General features: G+C 67.1%; 11 protein-coding genes. 1 reads left to right on the forward strand and 10 read right to left on the reverse strand.

The features are described from left to right. The 5 genes from KDJ86_RS07195 to tesB form a co-directional block, all read right to left on the reverse strand. The coding region (locus tag KDJ86_RS07195) for a DNA translocase FtsK (RefSeq protein ID WP_291744401.1) at positions 1-2,614 on the reverse strand (2,614 nt) is incomplete at its 3' end. A gap of 221 nt (positions 2,615-2,835) precedes the next feature. Then, positions 2,836-4,152: an ammonium transporter gene (locus KDJ86_RS07200; RefSeq protein ID WP_291744403.1), complete on the reverse strand. Its 1,317-nt coding sequence runs from the start codon at positions 4,150-4,152 to the stop codon at positions 2,836-2,838. A 272-nt stretch (positions 4,153-4,424) separates the two neighbouring features. Beyond that, a complete protein-coding gene (amtB, locus tag KDJ86_RS07205) occupies positions 4,425-5,771 on the reverse strand; it encodes an ammonium transporter AmtB (protein ID WP_291744405.1) in 1,347 nt (448 codons plus the stop codon). Positions 5,772-6,349: 578 nt separating this feature from the next. Next, entirely contained in the window at positions 6,350-6,688 is a 339-nt protein-coding gene (locus tag KDJ86_RS07210; protein WP_291744407.1) for a P-II family nitrogen regulator, read from the reverse strand. Between the two features lie 236 nt (positions 6,689-6,924). Beyond that, positions 6,925-7,791 (reverse strand): acyl-CoA thioesterase II, encoded by an 867-nt coding sequence (gene tesB / locus KDJ86_RS07215; protein WP_291744408.1) that lies wholly within the window; start codon positions 7,789-7,791, stop codon positions 6,925-6,927. 99 nt (positions 7,792-7,890) lie between these two features. On the opposite strand from tesB, the gene KDJ86_RS07220 reads away from it, so the two are divergent. Next, the gene (locus KDJ86_RS07220; RefSeq protein ID WP_291744410.1) at positions 7,891-9,105 is read left to right on the forward strand and encodes a ubiquinone biosynthesis hydroxylase; all 1,215 of its coding nucleotides are present in this window, start codon (positions 7,891-7,893) and stop codon (positions 9,103-9,105) included. 1 nt (position 9,106) lies between these two features. On the opposite strand, the gene KDJ86_RS07225 is transcribed toward KDJ86_RS07220, so the two are convergent. From KDJ86_RS07225 to bcsA, 5 genes are read right to left on the reverse strand one after another with little or no spacing between them, the layout of a single operon-like run. Continuing rightward, positions 9,107-9,838, reverse strand: coding sequence for a hypothetical protein (locus KDJ86_RS07225; RefSeq protein WP_291744412.1), 732 nt, complete (start codon positions 9,836-9,838; stop codon positions 9,107-9,109). Between the two features lie 50 nt (positions 9,839-9,888). Further along, positions 9,889-12,006, reverse strand: a complete 2,118-nt coding sequence (locus tag KDJ86_RS07230; protein ID WP_291744414.1) for a tetratricopeptide repeat protein — start codon at positions 12,004-12,006, stop codon at positions 9,889-9,891. Next, entirely contained in the window at positions 11,997-13,052 is a 1,056-nt protein-coding gene (locus KDJ86_RS07235; protein ID WP_291744416.1) for a family 8 glycosyl hydrolase, read from the reverse strand. Before KDJ86_RS07235 ends, KDJ86_RS07230 begins: the two co-directional genes overlap by 10 nt. After that, positions 13,049-15,559, reverse strand: a complete 2,511-nt coding sequence (locus KDJ86_RS07240; protein WP_291744418.1) for a cellulose biosynthesis cyclic di-GMP-binding regulatory protein BcsB — start codon at positions 15,557-15,559, stop codon at positions 13,049-13,051. Before KDJ86_RS07240 ends, KDJ86_RS07235 begins: the two co-directional genes overlap by 4 nt. Next, positions 15,556-17,772 (reverse strand): UDP-forming cellulose synthase catalytic subunit, encoded by a 2,217-nt coding sequence (gene bcsA / locus KDJ86_RS07245; RefSeq protein WP_291744420.1) that lies wholly within the window; start codon positions 17,770-17,772, stop codon positions 15,556-15,558. Before bcsA ends, KDJ86_RS07240 begins: the two co-directional genes overlap by 4 nt. Between the last annotated feature and the right edge of the window lie 144 nt (positions 17,773-17,916).

Genomic DNA, 17,916 nt, shown 5'->3' on the forward strand with positions numbered 1-17,916 from the left:
CGACGCCCTCCTGCTCCATGCGCTCGATGATCGAGGCGGCGCGGTTATAGCCGATCGACAGGCGGCGCTGGATGTAGCTGGTCGAGGCCTTGCGGTCGCGGGCGACGATGGCGACGGCGCGGTCGTAAAGGTCGTTGGATTCGTCGTCGCCGCCGGCCATCGAATCGTAGTTCGAGGCGTCGACCTCGTCATCGGCGGTGATCGCGTCGAGATATTCGGGGATGCCCTGCTGCTTGAGATGGGCGACGACCTCTTCGACCTCCTCGGCGCTGACGAAGGGGCCGTGGACGCGCTGGATGCGGCCGCCGCCGGCCATGTAGAGCATGTCGCCCATGCCGAGGAGCTGTTCGGCGCCCTGCTCGCCGAGGATGGTGCGGCTGTCGATCTTGGAGGTGACCTGGAAGGAGATGCGGGTCGGGAAGTTGGCCTTGATGGTGCCGGTGATCACGTCGACCGAAGGACGTTGGGTGGCCATGACGACATGGATGCCGGCGGCGCGCGCCATCTGCGCGAGGCGCTGGACGGCGCCCTCGATGTCCTTGCCGGCGACCATCATCAGATCCGCCATCTCGTCGATGATGACGACGATGAACGGCATCGGGTCGAAGGAAAGCTCCTCGTGCTCGTAGATCGCCTCGCCGGTCTCGCGGTCGAAGCCGGTCTGGACGGTGCGGGTCAGCGTCTCGCCCTTGGCCGCGGCCTGGGCGACGCGGGCGTTGTAGCCGTCGATATTGCGGACGCCGAGCTTCGACATCTTGCGATAGCGGTCCTCCATCTCGCGGACGGTCCATTTCAGGGCGACGACGGCCTGCTTGGGATCGGTGACCACCGGCGTGAGGAGATGGGGAATGCCGTCATAGGTCGACAGCTCGAGCATCTTGGGGTCGATCATGATCAGCCGGCACTGGTCGGGGGTCATGCGGAAGAGGATCGACAGGATGAAGGTGTTGATCGACACCGACTTGCCCGAGCCGGTGGTACCGGCGACGAGGAGATGCGGCATGCGGGCGAGGTCGGCGATGACCGGCTCGCCGCCGATCGTCTTGCCGAGGCAGAGGCCGAGCTTGGCCTTGGACTTCTCGAAATCCTCCGACGACAGGAGCTCGCGGAGGTAGACGGTCTCGCGGCGCGCATTCGGCAGCTCGATGCCAATGGCGTTCTTGCCGGGAATGACCGCGACGCGGCAGGAGATGGCGCTCATCGAGCGGGCGATGTCGTCGGCAAGGCCGATGACCCGCGCCGACTTGATGCCGGGGGCCGGCTCCAGCTCGTAGAGGGTGACCACCGGGCCGGGGCGGACGTTGATGATCTCGCCGCGGACGCCGAAGTCGTCCAGCACGCCTTCGAGCAGCCGCGCATTCTGCTCGAGCGCGGCGGGGTTGACGCTGGATTTCCGCTCGGCCGGCTTGGGCAGGGCGAGGAGGTCGAGCGGCGGCAGGACGAATTCCTCCGGCTCGAGGAAGGTGGTCTGTGCCTCGCGGGCGGCGCGACGGCCGGCCTTCGGCTTCGGCGCCGGCGGCGAGACACGGGTCGGACGCTTCGCCGGAGCGCGGCTGCGGGTGACCTGCGGCTGGGGCGGCGGCGCTGGCGCGACGTCGACTTCCTCGTCCGGGCCGTCGTCGTAGTCCGGTTCGTAATCCCTCTCGTAGTCGTCCTCGTAACTGTCTTCGTCGTCGTCGTCGCGATCGACGACCGGCGGCGCGAACGACTGGTCAGCCGGATCCTCGAACCAGGGCTCGTCGGAGAAATCGTCATATTCGGGCGCAAGATCGGGTGCACGGCGCGAGGCCCTGCGGGCCGCGCGGCCACTCATCCGGCGGCGGAGCACGCCCCACAGCCTGAGGCCCGAATGGGCGAGGGCGCCGTAGAGGATCGCGCCGCGGTGGCTGTCCCGGTCCTCGTCGTAGGCTTCCATGTCCTGCGCCTCGAGGTCCTCCGGCTGGTCTTCCTCCTCCTCGTCCTCGAAGGATTCCTCCTCGACGATCGCGACGCGGCGGGACGGACGAACCTTCGGCACTTTCGGGGCGGCCGGCGCACGCATGCGGGGCGCGCCGTTGCCGCAGGCCTTGACCACAAGGAAGGCCGACAGGATCGCGAAGCCGAGACAGAGCGCGGCGGCGACCAGGCCGGCCGGCGTGCCGCCGAGGATGAAGGCGGGCAGATCGAGCAGCAGGTCGCCGGTCACGCCGCCAATGCCGGTCGGCAGTGGCCAGGTGCCGAATACCGGCAATGTCGCCAGGGCCAGCGAGGCCGACAATACCGAGAAGATCCAGGCGGCCAGGCGCCACCAGCCGAAGCCGGTCGGCGAACCGAAGAGAAGCCGCCAGGCCCATGCCACCGGCGGCAGAAGGAGGACGACGCCGGCGAGGCCGAAGAACTGCATGAGGAGGTCGGCGACGATCGAGCCCGGGAAGCCGAGGGCGTTGTGCGGGTTGCGGGAGGTGGCATGGCTGAGGCTCGGGTCGTCGACGGTCCAGGTGGCGAGGCTCGCCGCGACGGCAGCAATCAGCGCGAGCAGGGCGAGGCCGAGAATGGCGCCGAGATTGCGCTTCACGATGCGGCGGACCGTGCCGTCACCGGAAATGGAAAGTGGTACTGATCTCGTCGAACGCATCGGCCGCCCCTGGCTCGGCAATTTCGTTGCGGCCGGGGCCGATTGCGGCGGTCCCCGACCGATGTCCCGAACGCCTGAAAACCGCCACTGCCGGCGGGTTGCCATCGTTCGGGGCAGGGAGACCGTAGACCGGCTTTGGTAAAGCCGGCATTAACCAAAGACGCCGGCCGGCGCCGCTTTTTCGGAGGCGGCGGCCGGCGTCCGATCGCGGAAGGCGGAGGTTACTGGATGACCTCGCCGTGGAGATTGATGTCGAGGCCCTCGACCTCGACCTCCCTGCTGACCCTCAGGCCGACGATCACGTCGACGATCTTGAGGATGACGAAGGAGGCGATGACGCTCCACAGGATGGTCGCCAGGATGCCATAGACCTGGATTCCGACCTGTCCGGGGTTGCCCTCGAGGAGTCCCGGCGTGCCACCGATCGCCTCGACGGCGAAGACGCCGGTGAGGATGGCGCCGACGATGCCGCCGACGGCATGGACGCCGAAGGCGTCAAGCGAGTCGTCATAGCCGATGCGCGGCTTGACCCAGACGACCATCCAGAAGCAGACGATGCCGGCGGCGATGCCGATGACCAGGGCGCCGGTCGGCCCGACGAAGCCGGAAGCCGGGGTAATGGCGACAAGGCCGGCGACCGCGCCGGAGACGATACCGAGGACGCTCGCCTTGCCGCGTCCGATCCACTCGGCGAACATCCAGGCCAGCGCCGCGGCCGCGGCCGCGATCTGGGTGACCAGCATCGCCATGCCGGCCGACCGGTTGGCGGCCGCCGCGGAACCGGCGTTGAAGCCGAACCAGCCGACCCAGAGGAGGGAAGCGCCAATCAACGCGAATGCCAGGTTGTAGGGCGCCATATTGTCGTGGCCGTAGCCGATGCGCTTGCCAAGGACGATAGCGCAGACGAGGCCGGCGACACCGGCGTTGATGTGAACGACCGTGCCTCCGGCGAAATCGAGGACGCCGGCCTCGGCAAGGAAGCCGCCGCCCCAGACCCAATGGGTGACCGGCGCGTAGACGACGATACTCCACAGCGCCATGAACCAGAGCATGGCCGAGAATTTCATCCGGTCGGCGAAAGCGCCGCAGATCAGCGCCGGCGTGATGATGGCGAAGGTCATCTGGAACATCAGGAAGACCGTCTCCGGGATGCTGCCGTTGACGCTGTCGACGCTCACCTTGTTGAGGAAGAAGTTCGACAGGCCACCGACGTAGTCGTTGACCGAGCCGCCGTCGGAGAAGGCCAGCGAATAGCCCGCGACCATCCAGATGATGGTCATCAGGCAGGTTATGGCGAAGCTCTGCATGACGGTGGCGAGGAAGTTCTTCTTGCGCACCATGCCCGCATAGAAGAGAGCGAGGCCGGGGATCGTCATCAGCAGAACCAGGGCGGTCGACGTCAGCATCCAGGCGGTGTCGCCGGAATCGATCGCTGGCGCCTCTTCCTGTGCCAATGCCGACACCGAAGCCGCCAGCAGCAGGCCGGCCGCTCCGACGAGCGGCCATGGACTGATCCTTTTCATTTGCCCCGTCCTCATACTCTTCAAGAATGTCAGATGATCCCGGTTGCCCGGTGGGAAGTCGTCACCCGCCTGGCGCGATGCAATCCATATGCCGGGTGCCGCAATATCGAGCATACGGACGCGGTATCCGCGGGAAGCTCATAGTCGCGCACATTTATTGTGCATTTGCATCATTCGTGGGCGGGGTGATCGAGCAGCAAATAAAGAGGGCCGGCGAATCCCGCCGGCCCCCTTCCGGTTTCGTGCGGTTCGGCCCCCACGCCGCCGGCGCCAGGGCCAGGCCGTGGCTAGCCGGTCTGGTTCGGCGCGAAGTCGGGATAGGCCTCGATGCCGATTTCCGCCTTGTCGAGTCCCATGACCTCCTGCTCCTCGGACACCCGGATGCCCATGGTGGCCTTGAGGATGAGCCACAGGATCAGGCTGACGATGAAGACGAAGGCGCCGATCGAGACGATGCCGACGAACTGGGTGCCGAAGCTGGTCCCCGGGTTGGTGATCGGAACCGCGATGGTGCCCCAGATGCCGGCGACCAGATGGACCGGGATCGCACCGACGACGTCGTCGATCTTCATGCGGTCGAGGATCGGAACGACGATGACGACGATGATGCCGCCGATACCGCCGATGATCGCTGCCCAGGGCAGGGAGGGCATCAGCGGCTCCGCGGTGATCGAGACGAGGCCGGCGAGGGCGCCGTTGAGCACCATCGTGATGTCGACCTTCTTGTAGAGGAGCTGGGTCAGCACCATCGCGGTGATGACGCCGGCCGCCGCCGCGGTGTTGGTGTTGACGAAGATCCGGGCGACCGAGGAGGCATTCTCCATCGAGCCAAGGGCGAGCTGGGAGCCGCCGTTGAACCCGAACCAGCCGAGCCACAGGATGAAGGTGCCGAGGGTCACCAGCGGCATCGACGAACCGGGCATCGGGTGGATGCTGCCGTCAGGACCGAACTTGCCCTTGCGCGCGCCGAGGACGAGAGCGCCGGCGAGCGCCGCCCAGCCACCGACCGAGTGGACCAGCGTCGACCCGGCGAAGTCGGAAAAGCCCATCGCGTAGAGCCAGCCCTGGCCCCATTGCCAGGCGCCGGTGATCGGGTAGATCAGACCGGTGAGGACGACGGTGAAGAGCATGAAGGGCCAGAGCTTGATGCGCTCGGCGAGGGTGCCGGAGACGATCGAGGCGGTGGTGGCGCAGAACACCATCTGGAAGAACCAGTCGGAGGCGGCCGCGTAGCTGCCGGGATCGGCATCCGGCGGCGGAATGACCTTCCAGCCGAGGGTGCCGATGAAGCCGCCGTCGACGCCGTCATACATGAGATTGTAGCCGATCAGCCAATACATCAGGCCGGCCGTGGCATAGAGCGCGACATTCTTGGTGCACTGCATGGAGACATTCTTGGAGCGCACCATGCCAGCTTCGAGCATAGCGAAGCCCGCCGCCATCCACATCACCAGGAAGCCCATGACGAGGAACAGCAGCGTGTTGAAGATGTAGGCGGTGTCCGCGGCGATGGCGAATTCGGATACCACTTCTTCCGCGACCTCGGCGTCCTGGCCGAATGCCACGCCGGCGAAGGCGAGCAAGGTAACCGCGGCGGCGCCGACAATCGTCGACTGGCGGGTTGGGTAGTTCATAGACTCTCTCCTCTGGGAACCAGGATGTTCCGTCGTGCCGGGAGGGTTGGCAGCACGGATGGCTTCAAGGCAATCACCGTCTCGGCTTGTTGCACAGTAATTGGGCGGCGATGGCCGCCGCTACGGAGGGAGTAGCAATCGGCGTGCCATGCCCGTTTCCGTCTCCAAAAAACTATATATATCAATATTTTATATGGAAAATGGAGATCGTCTCCAAAGTCGAAAACCGAGCCGATGCCTAACAGAGAAGCAGCAAATCGGCGGCATCGATCCGCCCCGGACCCGGAGAGGTCGCGGTGATTGAAAGGAGGGGGCAACGGCTGGCATGCGGACCGCGGTGGCGCGCCGTCGGAGCCGGGCAGACCGGGACCTGTGCGCGACCAAAGGGATCGCGGGCGGCGCAATCGTGCCGGCGCGGGAGGCCGGAAATACGGCGTCGAATGGATTGCTTCAGGGGCGGGATGCGGCGGTTCGCACTGACGATGCGAATGCCGGAATCCGATGCAGAAACGGCGCCTCCAGGGGGGGCGCCGTCCGCAGGTCCGTTCGCCCCTGTCGAGCGGCGTCGGCGGAAAAGCCTAGAGGGCGTCCGCGTCGGTTTCGCCGGTCCGGATACGGACGGCGTGGTCGATGGCAAAGACGAAGATCTTGCCGTCGCCGATCTGACCGGTCTTGGCCGCGGCGGAGATCGTTTCGACCACCTTGTCGGCCAGATCCCCGGCGACCGCGACCTCGATCTTCAGCTTCGGCAGGAAACTCACGGCATATTCAGTACCGCGATAGATCTCGGTATGACCTTTCTGACGGCCATAGCCCTTGACCTCGGTGACCGTGAGGCCCTGGACGCCGATCGTCGTGAGAGCGTCGCGTACCTCGTCGAGTTTGAATGGCTTGATAATGGCCATCACGATTTTCATTGGCGTGGTTCCCGTTTCCATCCGGCGTCCGCGAAAGACGGACGCGGAGCCCTAGTGATCCATGCCGGACCGACGGCGCGCACCGCCGATGTCGACCGGGCCTCACCAATCAAGGTCTGTGCCAGTTGGAGACAAGCCCGAAAAACGCCAATTCGACCGGCGAATTGGCGTTGAAAACCAGGCCCGACGGCCTTCATGCGCGAAAATGATCGATTCTTGTGCAGAACGAAGCGGCGTCAGGCCCGTTCCGGCCGAAGCCGGATCAGCCCCTCCTGCGCCACCGAGGCGACCAGCGTGCCGTCCCGCCGGAACAGGCTGCCGCGGGTCAGGCCGCGCGATCCGGAAGCCGAGGGGCTGTCCATCGCGTAAAGCAGCCATTCGTCGGCACGGAAGGGGCGATGAAGCCAGAGCGAATGATCGAGGCTGGCGACCTGCAGGTCGCGGTCGAAGATCATCCGGCCATGGGCGAAGAGCGCGGTGTCGAGCAGCGTCATGTCGGAGGCATAGGCGAGGACGCAGCGGTGGATCTCCGGATCGTCGGGGAGACTGCCGGTGGTCCTGATCCAGATCGCCTGGGCGGGCTCGAGCTTGTCGCGGCTGATATAGTGGCGCAGGTCGGTCGGCCTGAGCTCGATCGGCCGGTCGCGCTCCCAGTAACGGCGCACGCCCTCCGGCGCGTCCTTGAGGAAGGCCGCCTTGATGTCCGCCTCGCTCGGCAGGTCCTCCGGCGCGGGGACGTCGGGCATCGGGATCTGGTGGTCGAGGCCCTCCTCCTCGACCTGGAAGGACGCGGCCATGGAGAAGATGGCGTGGCCATGCTGGACGGCGACGACCCGCCGGGTGGTGAAGCTCTTGCCGTCGCGGATGCGATCGACCTCGTAGATGATCGGCACCTTGGGGTCGCCGGGGCGCATGAAATAGCAGTGCAGCGAATGGACCGAACGGCCCTCGACGGTCCTGGCCGCGGCGACCAGCGCCTGGCCGATGACCTGTCCGCCGAAGACGCGCTGCCAGCCGACCTGCGGACTGCGGCCACGGAACAGGTTGTGTTCCAGCGGCTCGAGGTCGAGTATGGAAAGGAGCGTTTCAACGGCGCTCGACATGGCAATCCGGGCCTCGTTTGCGGGGGCCTTTTCGACCAGCCCGGCACCACCGTGTCAAGCGGACGAGGACGAAAGAGCAGCAGGCCGATGGCGACCGAGATGGAATCAGATGTCGTGATAGCGGGCGGCGGGCATGTCGGCCTGTCGCTGGCGCTGGCGCTTGGCGCAGCGATGCCGTCGCTGACGGTGACGCTGGTCGACGCGGCGCCGCCGGAGGCCGCGACGCGCGACACCCGCGCCTCGGCGATCGCGGCGGCCGGCCGGCGGATGCTGATGCGCCTCGGCGTGTGGGACGAGATGAAGCCGGACGCGGAAGCGATCACCGAGATGGTGATCACCGACAGCCGCACCGGCGATGCGGTCCGGCCGGTCTTCCTGACCTTCGGCGGCAAGGTCGAGGACGGGCAGCCCTTCGCCCATATGGTGATGAATGCGTCGATGATCGGGGCGCTGCGCCGCGGCGCCGAGGCGGCGGGCGCTCGGCTCGTCGCGCCGCAGACCGTCCGCGACTTCACGGTCGGCGCCAGCGCGGTGACGGTGGAGCTGGGCAATGGCGACCGGATCAGGGCGCGGCTGCTGGTCGCCGCCGACGGCGTGCGCTCGCGGCTCCGCGCGCTTGCCGGGATCAGTACGGTCGGCTGGTCCTACGGCCAGTCGGGCATCGTCGTGACGGTGGCCCATGAGCGGCCGCACCACGGACGGGCGATCGAGCATTTCCTGCCGGGCGGGCCCTTCGCCATGCTGCCGCTTCCCGACAACCGCTCGTCGCTGGTCTGGACCGAGCGAACGGAGACGGCCGACCGGCTGGTCAAGGGCGATGCCGACGTCTTCCAGTACGAGCTCGAACGACGCTTCGGCCATCAGCTCGGCGCCATCCATCCGGTGGGCCGCCCGCGCGCCTTCCCGCTCGGGCTGACGCTCGCCCGCTCCTTCGTCAAGCCGCGCTTCGCGCTCTGTGGCGATGCCGCGCATGGGATCCACCCGATCGCCGGACAGGGGCTCAATCTCGGCTATCGCGACGTCGCAGCGCTGGCCGAGACAATCGTCGAGGCCGAGCGTCTCGGGCTCGACATCGGCTCGCTGGCGGTGCTCGAGCGCTACCAGAGCTGGCGGCGCTTCGACACGGTCGAGATGGGCGCCACCACCGATATCCTCAACCGGCTCTTTTCCAACGACAATCCCGTGCTTCGCTTCGGGCGGGATGTCGGCCTTGGCCTCGTCGACCGGCTGCCGGCGCTGAAGAAGATGTTCATCGGCCAGGCCGCCGGAAACGGCGGCGACCTGCCACGTCTGCTGCGCGGCGAGGCGATCTAGGCTAGGCCGGGTCGGTACCGCCTCGCGGCTTGCCTTGGTCCGCAACCTTCGCGAGGCCGTCGACCAGCCGGCCGATGACCCCGGCGAGCGGGGCGGACCGGATGCCGCCAAGGGCGGTGTCGCCCGGAGGGTGATCGGCGAGGCCCGACCAGAGCAGGCGTGGCGGTGTCCGGTCCGACGGGTCGACATAGATGATCGGGATGTCTCTCGCGGCGGCGCGCCGGAGCAGGTCGGTGGTTCCGCCCTTTCCGCCTGACGGTCCGCCGTCCCAGACGCCGAGGATGATGTCGGCGGTGTCGAGAATGACGCGGCCGACCGGATCATAGTCGCGGGCGGGAGCGTGATAATCGCCGGGCAGGATCTCGACCCTGCTCGCCGCGTCGATCAGTTGGCGATACTCCGTCCGCGAGGCCGGCTCGGCGAAATCCCGCTCATAGTCGGCGACGGGAAAAGGCAGGACGACGTCGAGCGCGATGCCGTTCCGCACCGCCGAACGGGCGGCGATACGGTCGGCGCCTTCGGCGAGGGCGGAGATCAGTGTCAGCGAGGCGGGTCCGTCTGCAGGGGCGGAGCGATGGCGCCGCTGCGCTTCCTCGGCCGCATGCCTGAGCGACAGAAGGATCCCGTCGATTCGCGCCTCGATGGCGGCTGTCTCCTGGGGCAGGCGGTTCGGCCGATGGCCGATGATGCCGACCGAGAGGCCGAATGCTGGCTTGGGGGAATTGCTGGTCATTCAACCGGTGGTCTCGGGAAGGGCGATGTCAGGTATCGCGGCAGGGGTGCCTAGCGCAAGCCGCTTTGCGCGGCCTGGACCTCGGCCAGCCCGCGGATCGCATCGGGCGAGCCGGTGCCGGCGGCTGCCTGGAAGATGCGCCTGGCGTCGGCATAGCGCCGCATCTTCAGATAGGCCCAGCCGCGCAGGACGAGGAGGTCGTTCTGCTCCTGCGCATACTGGTTGCGGGCATCGAGCGCCAGGATGGTTTCCGCATAGCGGCCCTCGGCATAGAGGGCCAGGGCCTGCTGGGTGAGCACGCTGGTCATCAGCTCGGTCTGGCGCTTCGACGACTGCGGGGCGGACGCCGCGGCAACCGCCGCCTTGTCGGTGACGCCGGAGCGGAGGTTGGCAAGCGACGCGCCGTAGGCCGCATCGGAACGAACCTTGGCGTTTGGCGACCGCATCGCGATCTCGAAGGCGGCGGCGGCCTCGACCGGCCGGTTGAGGTCCATGAGGCACCAGCCGCGCGGCAGCGCCTGGGTCGGCGTCAGGGTGTTGACCGGAGCCGAGCCGCCGCAGCGCGCCGGCGCCGCGGCCGGCGCGGCTGTCCTGCGGACAGGGGTCCTGACGATGCCGCCTTCGTCATAGACGGGGGCGTCGATGGTGTAGTTCGGTCCGCGGAGCTCGGTACGGCTGCCCGGCTTGCCGAGCTTCGCAATGCGCTCGGAGCGGTCCGCCCATTCGCGGATGACGACATTGGCGCCGGTGCGATCCTTCAGGGCGAGCCGGGTGACCGCCAGGCCGTAGGCGGCCGACTCGTCCTCCGGATCCCATCTCAGCACGGTCTCGAACCACCGCGTCGCGGTCTTGATCTGTTTGAGGTTGTAGGCGTACCAGCCGAGCTGTTCGCCGGCGGCGGGGTCCCGCGCCTTGACGACCACGGAGACGATCCGTTCGAGGGTCGATTCCGATACCCTCGGCGGCGGGTCCATCGAAAGGAGTCCGACGACCGATCCGAGATAGGCGGCGAGATTGTCCTCCGTCGCGTCGGCCCAGTCGTAGCCAAAGGTCTCGGCTTCGGCGAAGCGATCGAGCTGGTTGAGGGACAGGGCATAGCCTTCGGCCGCCTTGGCGCTTTCGGGCGCCCGCTCCCGCGCATCGGTGAACCAGTCGAGGGCGACGCCGGGCTTGTCGCGGCGGTAATAGTACCAGCCGAGCAGCGCGGGGTCGCCGCTATCGGCCGCCGCCCTGGCGAGGTCCTCGAGGCGGGTGAGGTCGGCGGGGTCGGCAAGGCCCTCTTCCGTCTCGGCTATCTTGCCAACGCGCCTGCGGATCTGGTCATCGCGGGCGGCGGCGAATTCGTCGCCGCGCTCGAAGGTGAAGAGGGTGTCGGAGTCCTTCTCCGGCAGGAGCGCGACGGCCTTGCGGATCGTCGCCAGCCTTTCCTGGGGGTTATCGCAATTGGCCAGGATATAGGCGTAGGCGTCCTCGGCGCGGTTCGGCCGGTCGGTGTTGGCGAATGCCTCGGCGACCCGCCACAGCACGTCGACATAGTCGCAGGTGAGCAGGCTCGGCGTCTTCGCGGCGATATCGACGACGGCGCCCCATTGCTTGGCGTCCGAGGCGTTGGTGAGCCGGATCCGGGTGTCGGTCTGGTCGAGAAGCTGCACCAGCGCATCGGGCGGCTGCCATTGCGGCTCCTTCTTGCGGCGATCGGCGATTGCCGCGCGAACCTCGGCGTAGCGGCCCTCGGAGAAGAGCTGCCACATGCGGTCGAGCTCGTGGTCGGCATAGTCGACGGGGGCAAGCGGATCGGCCGGCGGTTGCCAGCCCGGATAGATCGCCCGCAGCCGGGCGATCTCGGCTTCGAGCCGCCGGGCATCTCCCTGACGGGCGAAATAGCGCAACGCCGACTCGTCGACGTCCCCGCTGCGACGGTCCGTCGGCGGCGGGCTGGCCGTGCCGGGCGAATTGAGCTGGGTGTTCCGCGGAAGCTCGTCCGGCATCGCCTGGGTGATGACCAGCGGCCCCGCATCGGTGCGCCGCGCGGACGGAATGGCGGTGCCGATCGCGCCGGTGGTGAGATCATCGACCCCGGGCGGGGTCGGCGGCATCAGGCCCTCCGTGACGATCCAGGTGGCGACGCCGGCGACCACCACCAGTTGGACGAGTGTCTTCACAGACATTGGGGCTGCCTTTCGCGGACGTAGGACAGCGCCAACAGGTGAAGCGTCGACGGGTAGTAGGTGGTCGGCTCGAAGCGCCGCAGGTCTTCCGGCACCGGCGTTCCGGCCGCGCAGGCAAGGGCGGCATCGAGCATCCGGTAGCCCGGGTCGGTCAGCGTCTCGACCGGCTGACCGGTGGCGATATCGATGATTGCCGGGCCGATCGAGGCCGCGGCGTGCTCGAAATTCTCGAGGAGCGGGCCGCTCTTCGCACCGGCGCGCAGGAGATAAAGCGGGATCCGGATGGCGTTATAGCCGTAGACGGCAGGGAAATCCGGCGCCGGGGTCAGCCCCTCGGCGGAAATCGCGACCCAGTCGGTGGGAAGCCTGGCGGGACCGAAGCGGGCAGCGTTGATCAGTTCCGCACCCGATGCGGCAAGCTGCTGCCAGGGGTGATCCGGGGCGAGCTTCTCCAGCATCGGGAAGGCTTCGAATATCCAGTAGGATGGATTGACGACAAGCATCCCGTTGTTGTCGGCGCGGCCGAAGCCTTCCGCGCCCGGACGCAGGACGATGCGGTTGTTGGCATCGGTCAGCAGATTCTCGCCGATCGCGGAGGCGAGACCGCGCGCGGCCTCGCTGTAGCGCTGGTTCCGCCAGCTCTCGCCGGCGAGGCCGAGGGCGTAGGCGATCAGGACGTCGCCATCGCTGGCATTATTGACATCGACGACGTGGGGCTTGGCCGAGGCGTCCCACTTCCAGGCGGCGAGACGGTCGCTGCGGATCAGCAACTCGTTGCGGGTGAAGGTCCAGATCCGATCGAACCCGTCGCGGTCGCCGGCGGAATAGGCGAGCAGCAATCCGTAGCCCTGGCTCTCGCTGTGGCTGATGCCGCCATTGACGTCGTCGACGACGCGGCCGTCTTCTCCGACGAAATGGTCAGCATAGGCCGTCCATTCAGCGCCGCTGACCGTGCCCTCCATCGTCGGGGCCGGCTGGGCGGCGACGGGAAGCGCCGTGTAACAGGCTGCGACCACGGCCAGGCGACGGAGGAGGGAAGCGCTCACGAACGCCTCCCGAGCCTGGAAAGCAGGGCCGACGAGCAGATTCCGAGGACCGCGCAGAGCAGCACGAGGCCAATCGCGTAGCCGACGATGTTGATCGACAGCCAATTGGCCGCGACGAGCCGGAGGTTCTGGAGCGAAAAACCGTCGCCGAGGATGAAACGCTGGCTGTCGGCCGGCAGGATCGTCAGTCCGCTGGCCGCGTCGTAGCTGGCGATGCGTCCGCCGACCACCGACCAGTATTGCCTGGTGGTGATTTCGGCGAGGCTGTCGACCAGCGCCTCCGTGGTCGGCGAGGCGACCAGCGTCCAGGTCTGGTCGCCGGAGGCGGGCGACTCGGCGACGATCAGCGTCGACCGGTTCTCGGGGTAGAAGGGCGGCTCGGTCGCCGACATCAGGGCGAGGGACGACAACGAGAGCTCGAAGGTCCGTTCGAGCCAGTTTTCGAAAGCGAGCCAGGTGCCGCGGACGCCGGAGGGATTGACCAGCTCGGTCTGCCAGCGGTCGTAGACGCCTTCGGTCCCGGCCGTTTCGCCGAAGGTCGCCGGCGGCGATGCCAGCGGGTCGAAGTCGAAGGGCAATCCGGTCACTTCCCGCGCCGACTGGCCGGTCCAGGTATTCTGGGCCGCCTCGTCAATTCCCATTCCGGCGAGGATGGTGGCCGGGAATTGATTGAGCGTGCCGACGAAGATCGAGGGAGTGGTATTCGTCGCCTGGGTATGGCCGATGGCCGCCGGCACGATCCGATCGGCGGAGATGGCCAGCCGGGTCAGCAACATCGCAGCCGCCGAATAGGTCGCCGGGTCCTCGCGTCCGAGCACGACCTGGACGGGCGTCACGGCGCGATCATAGGGGGAGCCGGCGCCGGCCAGCGCGGCGAGGTTGGGCCAGCGGCCGATCCGGGCGAAGTCCGGCATCTCGAATTCGCTGGTATCGAAGATCGCGAAGCGGGCGGGCATGTCGTCCGACTTGACGGGCGTGCAGGCGGCGTCGGCCTCGGTGTCGAGCACCGCCTCGACCGTCACCCGGTTGACCCCCGGCCGGAAATGGGTGAGCGCCACGCTGATCGGCAGGTGGCGGAAGATGTCGCCCGTACGGGAGGTCAGGGGCGTGTTGGCGGCGATATAGCCGTTGACATAGACGTCGATATGGCTGCCGGGGATGACCTCGTCGGTATAGGCCGCGTCGAGGTAGATCGTCGCCTCGCCATAAGCTTCCGCGTAGAAGTCGCTGGGCAGCGCGACATGGAAGTCACTGTGCGAGCGCCGCCCGGTGAATTCGGTGGTCGGGACCGCCAGCTCGGAGAATTTCAGCCGCGTTTCCCCGGTCAGTATCGGCACGGTCGGCAGCAGCCAGGGCGTGGTGTCGACGGCCGTCGGTATCATCCCGGCGGGACGCGCGACGGAGCCGGCGATCCGGTCGATCGCCGCCTCGACGGCACTCTGATTGGGGCCGGAGATGACTAGGGTCGGCGTGGCGCCGCCGGTGCCGATGAAGCCGACCACCGGGCCGGCCCCGGCCTGATCGGGCAGACCCGGAAGGGTGGCGAGCTCGCTCGCCGTGCCGACGGCGATCTGCAGGGTGCCGGGCGGCGGCGACTGAAGCGCCGTCGGCTCGATCCGGACCACCTGCTGGCGGAAATTGCCGCGCAACGCGATGGCCTGTACGAGGCGCAGGAGATCGGCGCCGGCCAGCATCCGGTTGCCGCCGGGCAGGACCAGGCGGAGCGTCGTCGTGCCGTCGTCGGCGAAGCCGACGGCCGGGAGATCGTCGAGGGTGGTGAAATCGTTTCCGGGCGGGGCGTCGGCATAGACCAGACCGGTGCCGGGGCTCTCGATGTCGGTCCACAATTCGTAGGTCGATTCGATCGTGCAATCGGTGCGATGGCGCTGGTCGATCTCGAAGGTCAGGACGTTGACGCCGGCCTTGAGGACGCCGGCGGGAAGGTCGATGGTGTCGCGCTTGCCGTCTGCGACCGCGGCGAGGGAACCTTCGAAGACCCGCTTGTCGTTGATGCTGATCCTGAGGCTGGAGCTCTCCGGCGCGACGTAGATCGAGCTGTTGCGGGCGATGACCAGTTCCCGCGCGCGCCGCGCCTGGGAAGCGGTCAGGGCCACGCCCCAGGAACGCCGCCCGGCTTCGCCCTCGAAGCGGAGCTTGGCCGCCGGGAGGATGAAGCGATCGATGTCGCCGGCGTATCTCTCCTCCGGTTTCGGTGCGGGCGCCGGCTCGCTCGGCGCGGCCGGCATCGCCGGCTGGACCGGTGCGGCTGGCGGTTCCGGAGCCTCGGGCAAGATCGCCGGCGCCGGCTGCGTCGCGGTATCGTCCGGGCCGGCATCGGGGAGCGTGTCAAACGGCATGACGAAGGTATCGCCGCCGGAGGGCTGCCCGATCACCGGCTCATCGCCACGCTCCGGCGACATGTCGAAGGGCGTCTGGGCGGCGGCCAGGGTCGGCAGGATGATCGCCGTGGCAAGCAACAGGCCTCTAACGCGGAAGACCGGACTCATCGGCCGGCCTCCTCGACGACGTCCTTCGGCTCCGGCGCCGGAGTCGGCTCGGGGATCGCCGCCTCGCGCACCGCACCGATGCGGCGCATCAGGTAGATCATGCCGCGGCCGCTCTGGACGACCGACAGCTTGAGGAACCAGAGGGTCCCCTTGATGATCCCGATATTGACCCGGCGTGACTCCTGGAAGTCGCTCCACTGCTTGGAATTGGCGAAGAGGAGGTCGGCGATCAGGCGGAAGTGGCTTGCCCCGTGCGGCATGAAGCGACATCCGATGAGAAGCGCATTGTCCTCCATATTCGAACTGCGGATCGACAGCGGCAGCGTCTTCTCGCCGATGTCGGACAGCGGTTCGAAGCTGATGCTCGACAGGCGGGTCATATCCAGATGCGGGATCGCGGTTCCGAGCACCTTGATGCGGGCGCCGCCGATCGAAACGTCCTCGATCGAGGCCGGGATCACCTCGTCGCCATAGTGGAAATCGCAGCGCCTGACGATCTCGACGCGGTGGCTGCTTTGCGGGTTCCGCCGCTCCGAGACGACGCCGAGGGCGCAGCCGACCATCAGCAGATTGAGGATGTTCCAGGTACCGACGACAAGCGCGACATCGGCCTCATATGGCTGCGAGATCAGCCGCCAGGCGGTCATGCCGACGCCGGCCAAGAGGATCGCGAAGATGATGTAGAAGGGGCCGCCGAGCTCGGAGATGTAGTTCCTGTCGAGCTTCTCGTCCTTGGCGGTCACCTTGAAGGTCGGCTTGCGGGGATTCATCAGGACCGAGATCAGCGCCGGCAGCAGATAGACCGACTGGATCAGCTCGTAGAGCTCGGAGATCCACGGCCACCGGTAGCGGCCGTAGAGGTAGTTCTGCATCATCAGGTTGACGATCATGTACATCAGCGTATAGGCGGCGAATTCGCCACCCGACGCGACGAAGATCTCGGCTCCGAAGAAGAGATAGAAGAGCGGCGAGATCAGGAAGATGATGCGCGGGATCGGGAACAGCCAGAACAGCGTGCTCGACATGTAGGCGAAGCGCTGCGACAGGGCGAGGCCGCGCTTAAGGGGCGGGAAGCGGAAGCGCAGGATCTGCATCATGCCCTGACCCCAGCGCGTTCGCTGGCCGATGAAGCTGGCGAAGGTGGTGGGCTGGAGACCGGCGATCAGCGGCTTGTCGACGTAGACGCTGTGCCAGCCGCGGGCGTGGAGCTCGAGAGCCGTCTCGCAATCCTCGGTGATGCTGATGCCCGAGAAGCCGCTGGTCTCGGCCAGCGCGGTCCGCCTCAGCACCGCCGCGGAACCGCAGAAGAAGGAGGCATTCCACTTGTCGAGGCCGCGCTGGATGATGCCGTAGAACATCTCGTTCTCGGACGGCATCTTGTCGAAGGTCCTGAGGTTGCGCTCGAGTGGATCCGGGTTGATGAAGAAATGCGGCGTCTGGACGAGGAAGAGCTTCTCGTCCTCCTCGAAATAGCCGACCGTCTCGGTGAGGAAGTCGCGGGCCGGCGCATGGTCGGCATCGAAGACCGCGACGAGTTCGCCGGTCGAATGGTCGAGGCCGTTGTTAAGGTTACCCGCCTTGGCATGCTCGTTGCGGGCGCGGGTGAGGTAGTTGACCTCCAGGTCCCTGCAGAGCTTCTGGAGCTGGGCGCGGCGCTGCTGGGCCGTGACCGCTTCCTCGACATTGTCGGAGTTGCATTTCTGGTCGGTGCCGCCGTCGTCGAGCAGCCAGATCGTCAGCTTGTCGGCCGGATAGTCGAGCCCCTTGGCCGCCGCCAGGGTCGTGGCGAGCAATCCGGCATCCTCGTTATAGGTCGGGACGAAGATGTCGACGGTCGGCAGCTTCTTCGGCTTCGGCGCGACGCGGCTCGGAAGCGGCTTGGCGACGACGAAGAGGCTGAGGAAGAGCATGAAAACGTTGTAGAGCTCGGCGCCGAAGAGGAGCACGCCGGGAACGAAATTCTCGGGCTGGTTGATCGGCGGGATGGTCTCGGTCGAGCGCCAGTAGACGTAACGCAGGACGATCGCGATCCCCAGCGAGAGCGCCATCAGCCGCCAGATGCCCTCGGGCCTGACGACCTTGAGGCCGATCATCGCGGTGACCACGAGCGATCCGGCGATCAACTGCGCCTGGAGGCTGATCGGCAGCGTTATCAGAAAGAGCGCTGCCGCTGCCGCAATCGCCCAAAGAAGTCCCAATCCGATCTTCGTCATACGAGTCGTGCTGCTCTGGCCGTCGTCGGCGCCCCCTTATGGTTATCGCCCGCGGGTAGTTCCGGGATCGCTAACTCCGCGGATGGAGCTTGCGGTCCCGCCTGGTGAATCGTCATCGTGGCTAACAAATCCTTTATGCCGTCC

Source organism: Bauldia sp., from assembly GCF_020442045.1.
Classification (GTDB): domain Bacteria; phylum Pseudomonadota; class Alphaproteobacteria; order Rhizobiales; family Kaistiaceae; genus Bauldia.

Excerpts from the sequence above, each read along its gene's own strand:
- KDJ86_RS07200 (WP_291744403.1), bottom strand. The coding sequence starts at position 4,152 with ATGAGGACGGGGCAAATGAAAAGGATCAGTCCATGGCCGCTCGTCGGA.
- amtB (WP_291744405.1), bottom strand. The coding sequence starts at position 5,771 with ATGAACTACCCAACCCGCCAGTCGACGATTGTCGGCGCCGCCGCGGTT.
- KDJ86_RS07210 (WP_291744407.1), bottom strand. The coding sequence starts at position 6,688 with ATGAAAATCGTGATGGCCATTATCAAGCCATTCAAACTCGACGAGGTA.
- tesB (WP_291744408.1), bottom strand. The coding sequence starts at position 7,791 with ATGTCGAGCGCCGTTGAAACGCTCCTTTCCATACTCGACCTCGAGCCG.
- KDJ86_RS07220 (WP_291744410.1), top strand. The coding sequence starts at position 7,891 with ATGGAATCAGATGTCGTGATAGCGGGCGGCGGGCATGTCGGCCTGTCG.
- KDJ86_RS07225 (WP_291744412.1), bottom strand. The coding sequence starts at position 9,838 with ATGACCAGCAATTCCCCCAAGCCAGCATTCGGCCTCTCGGTCGGCATC.
- KDJ86_RS07230 (WP_291744414.1), bottom strand. The coding sequence starts at position 12,006 with ATGTCTGTGAAGACACTCGTCCAACTGGTGGTGGTCGCCGGCGTCGCC.
- KDJ86_RS07240 (WP_291744418.1), bottom strand. The coding sequence starts at position 15,559 with ATGAGTCCGGTCTTCCGCGTTAGAGGCCTGTTGCTTGCCACGGCGATC.
- bcsA (WP_291744420.1), bottom strand. The coding sequence starts at position 17,772 with ATGACGAAGATCGGATTGGGACTTCTTTGGGCGATTGCGGCAGCGGCA.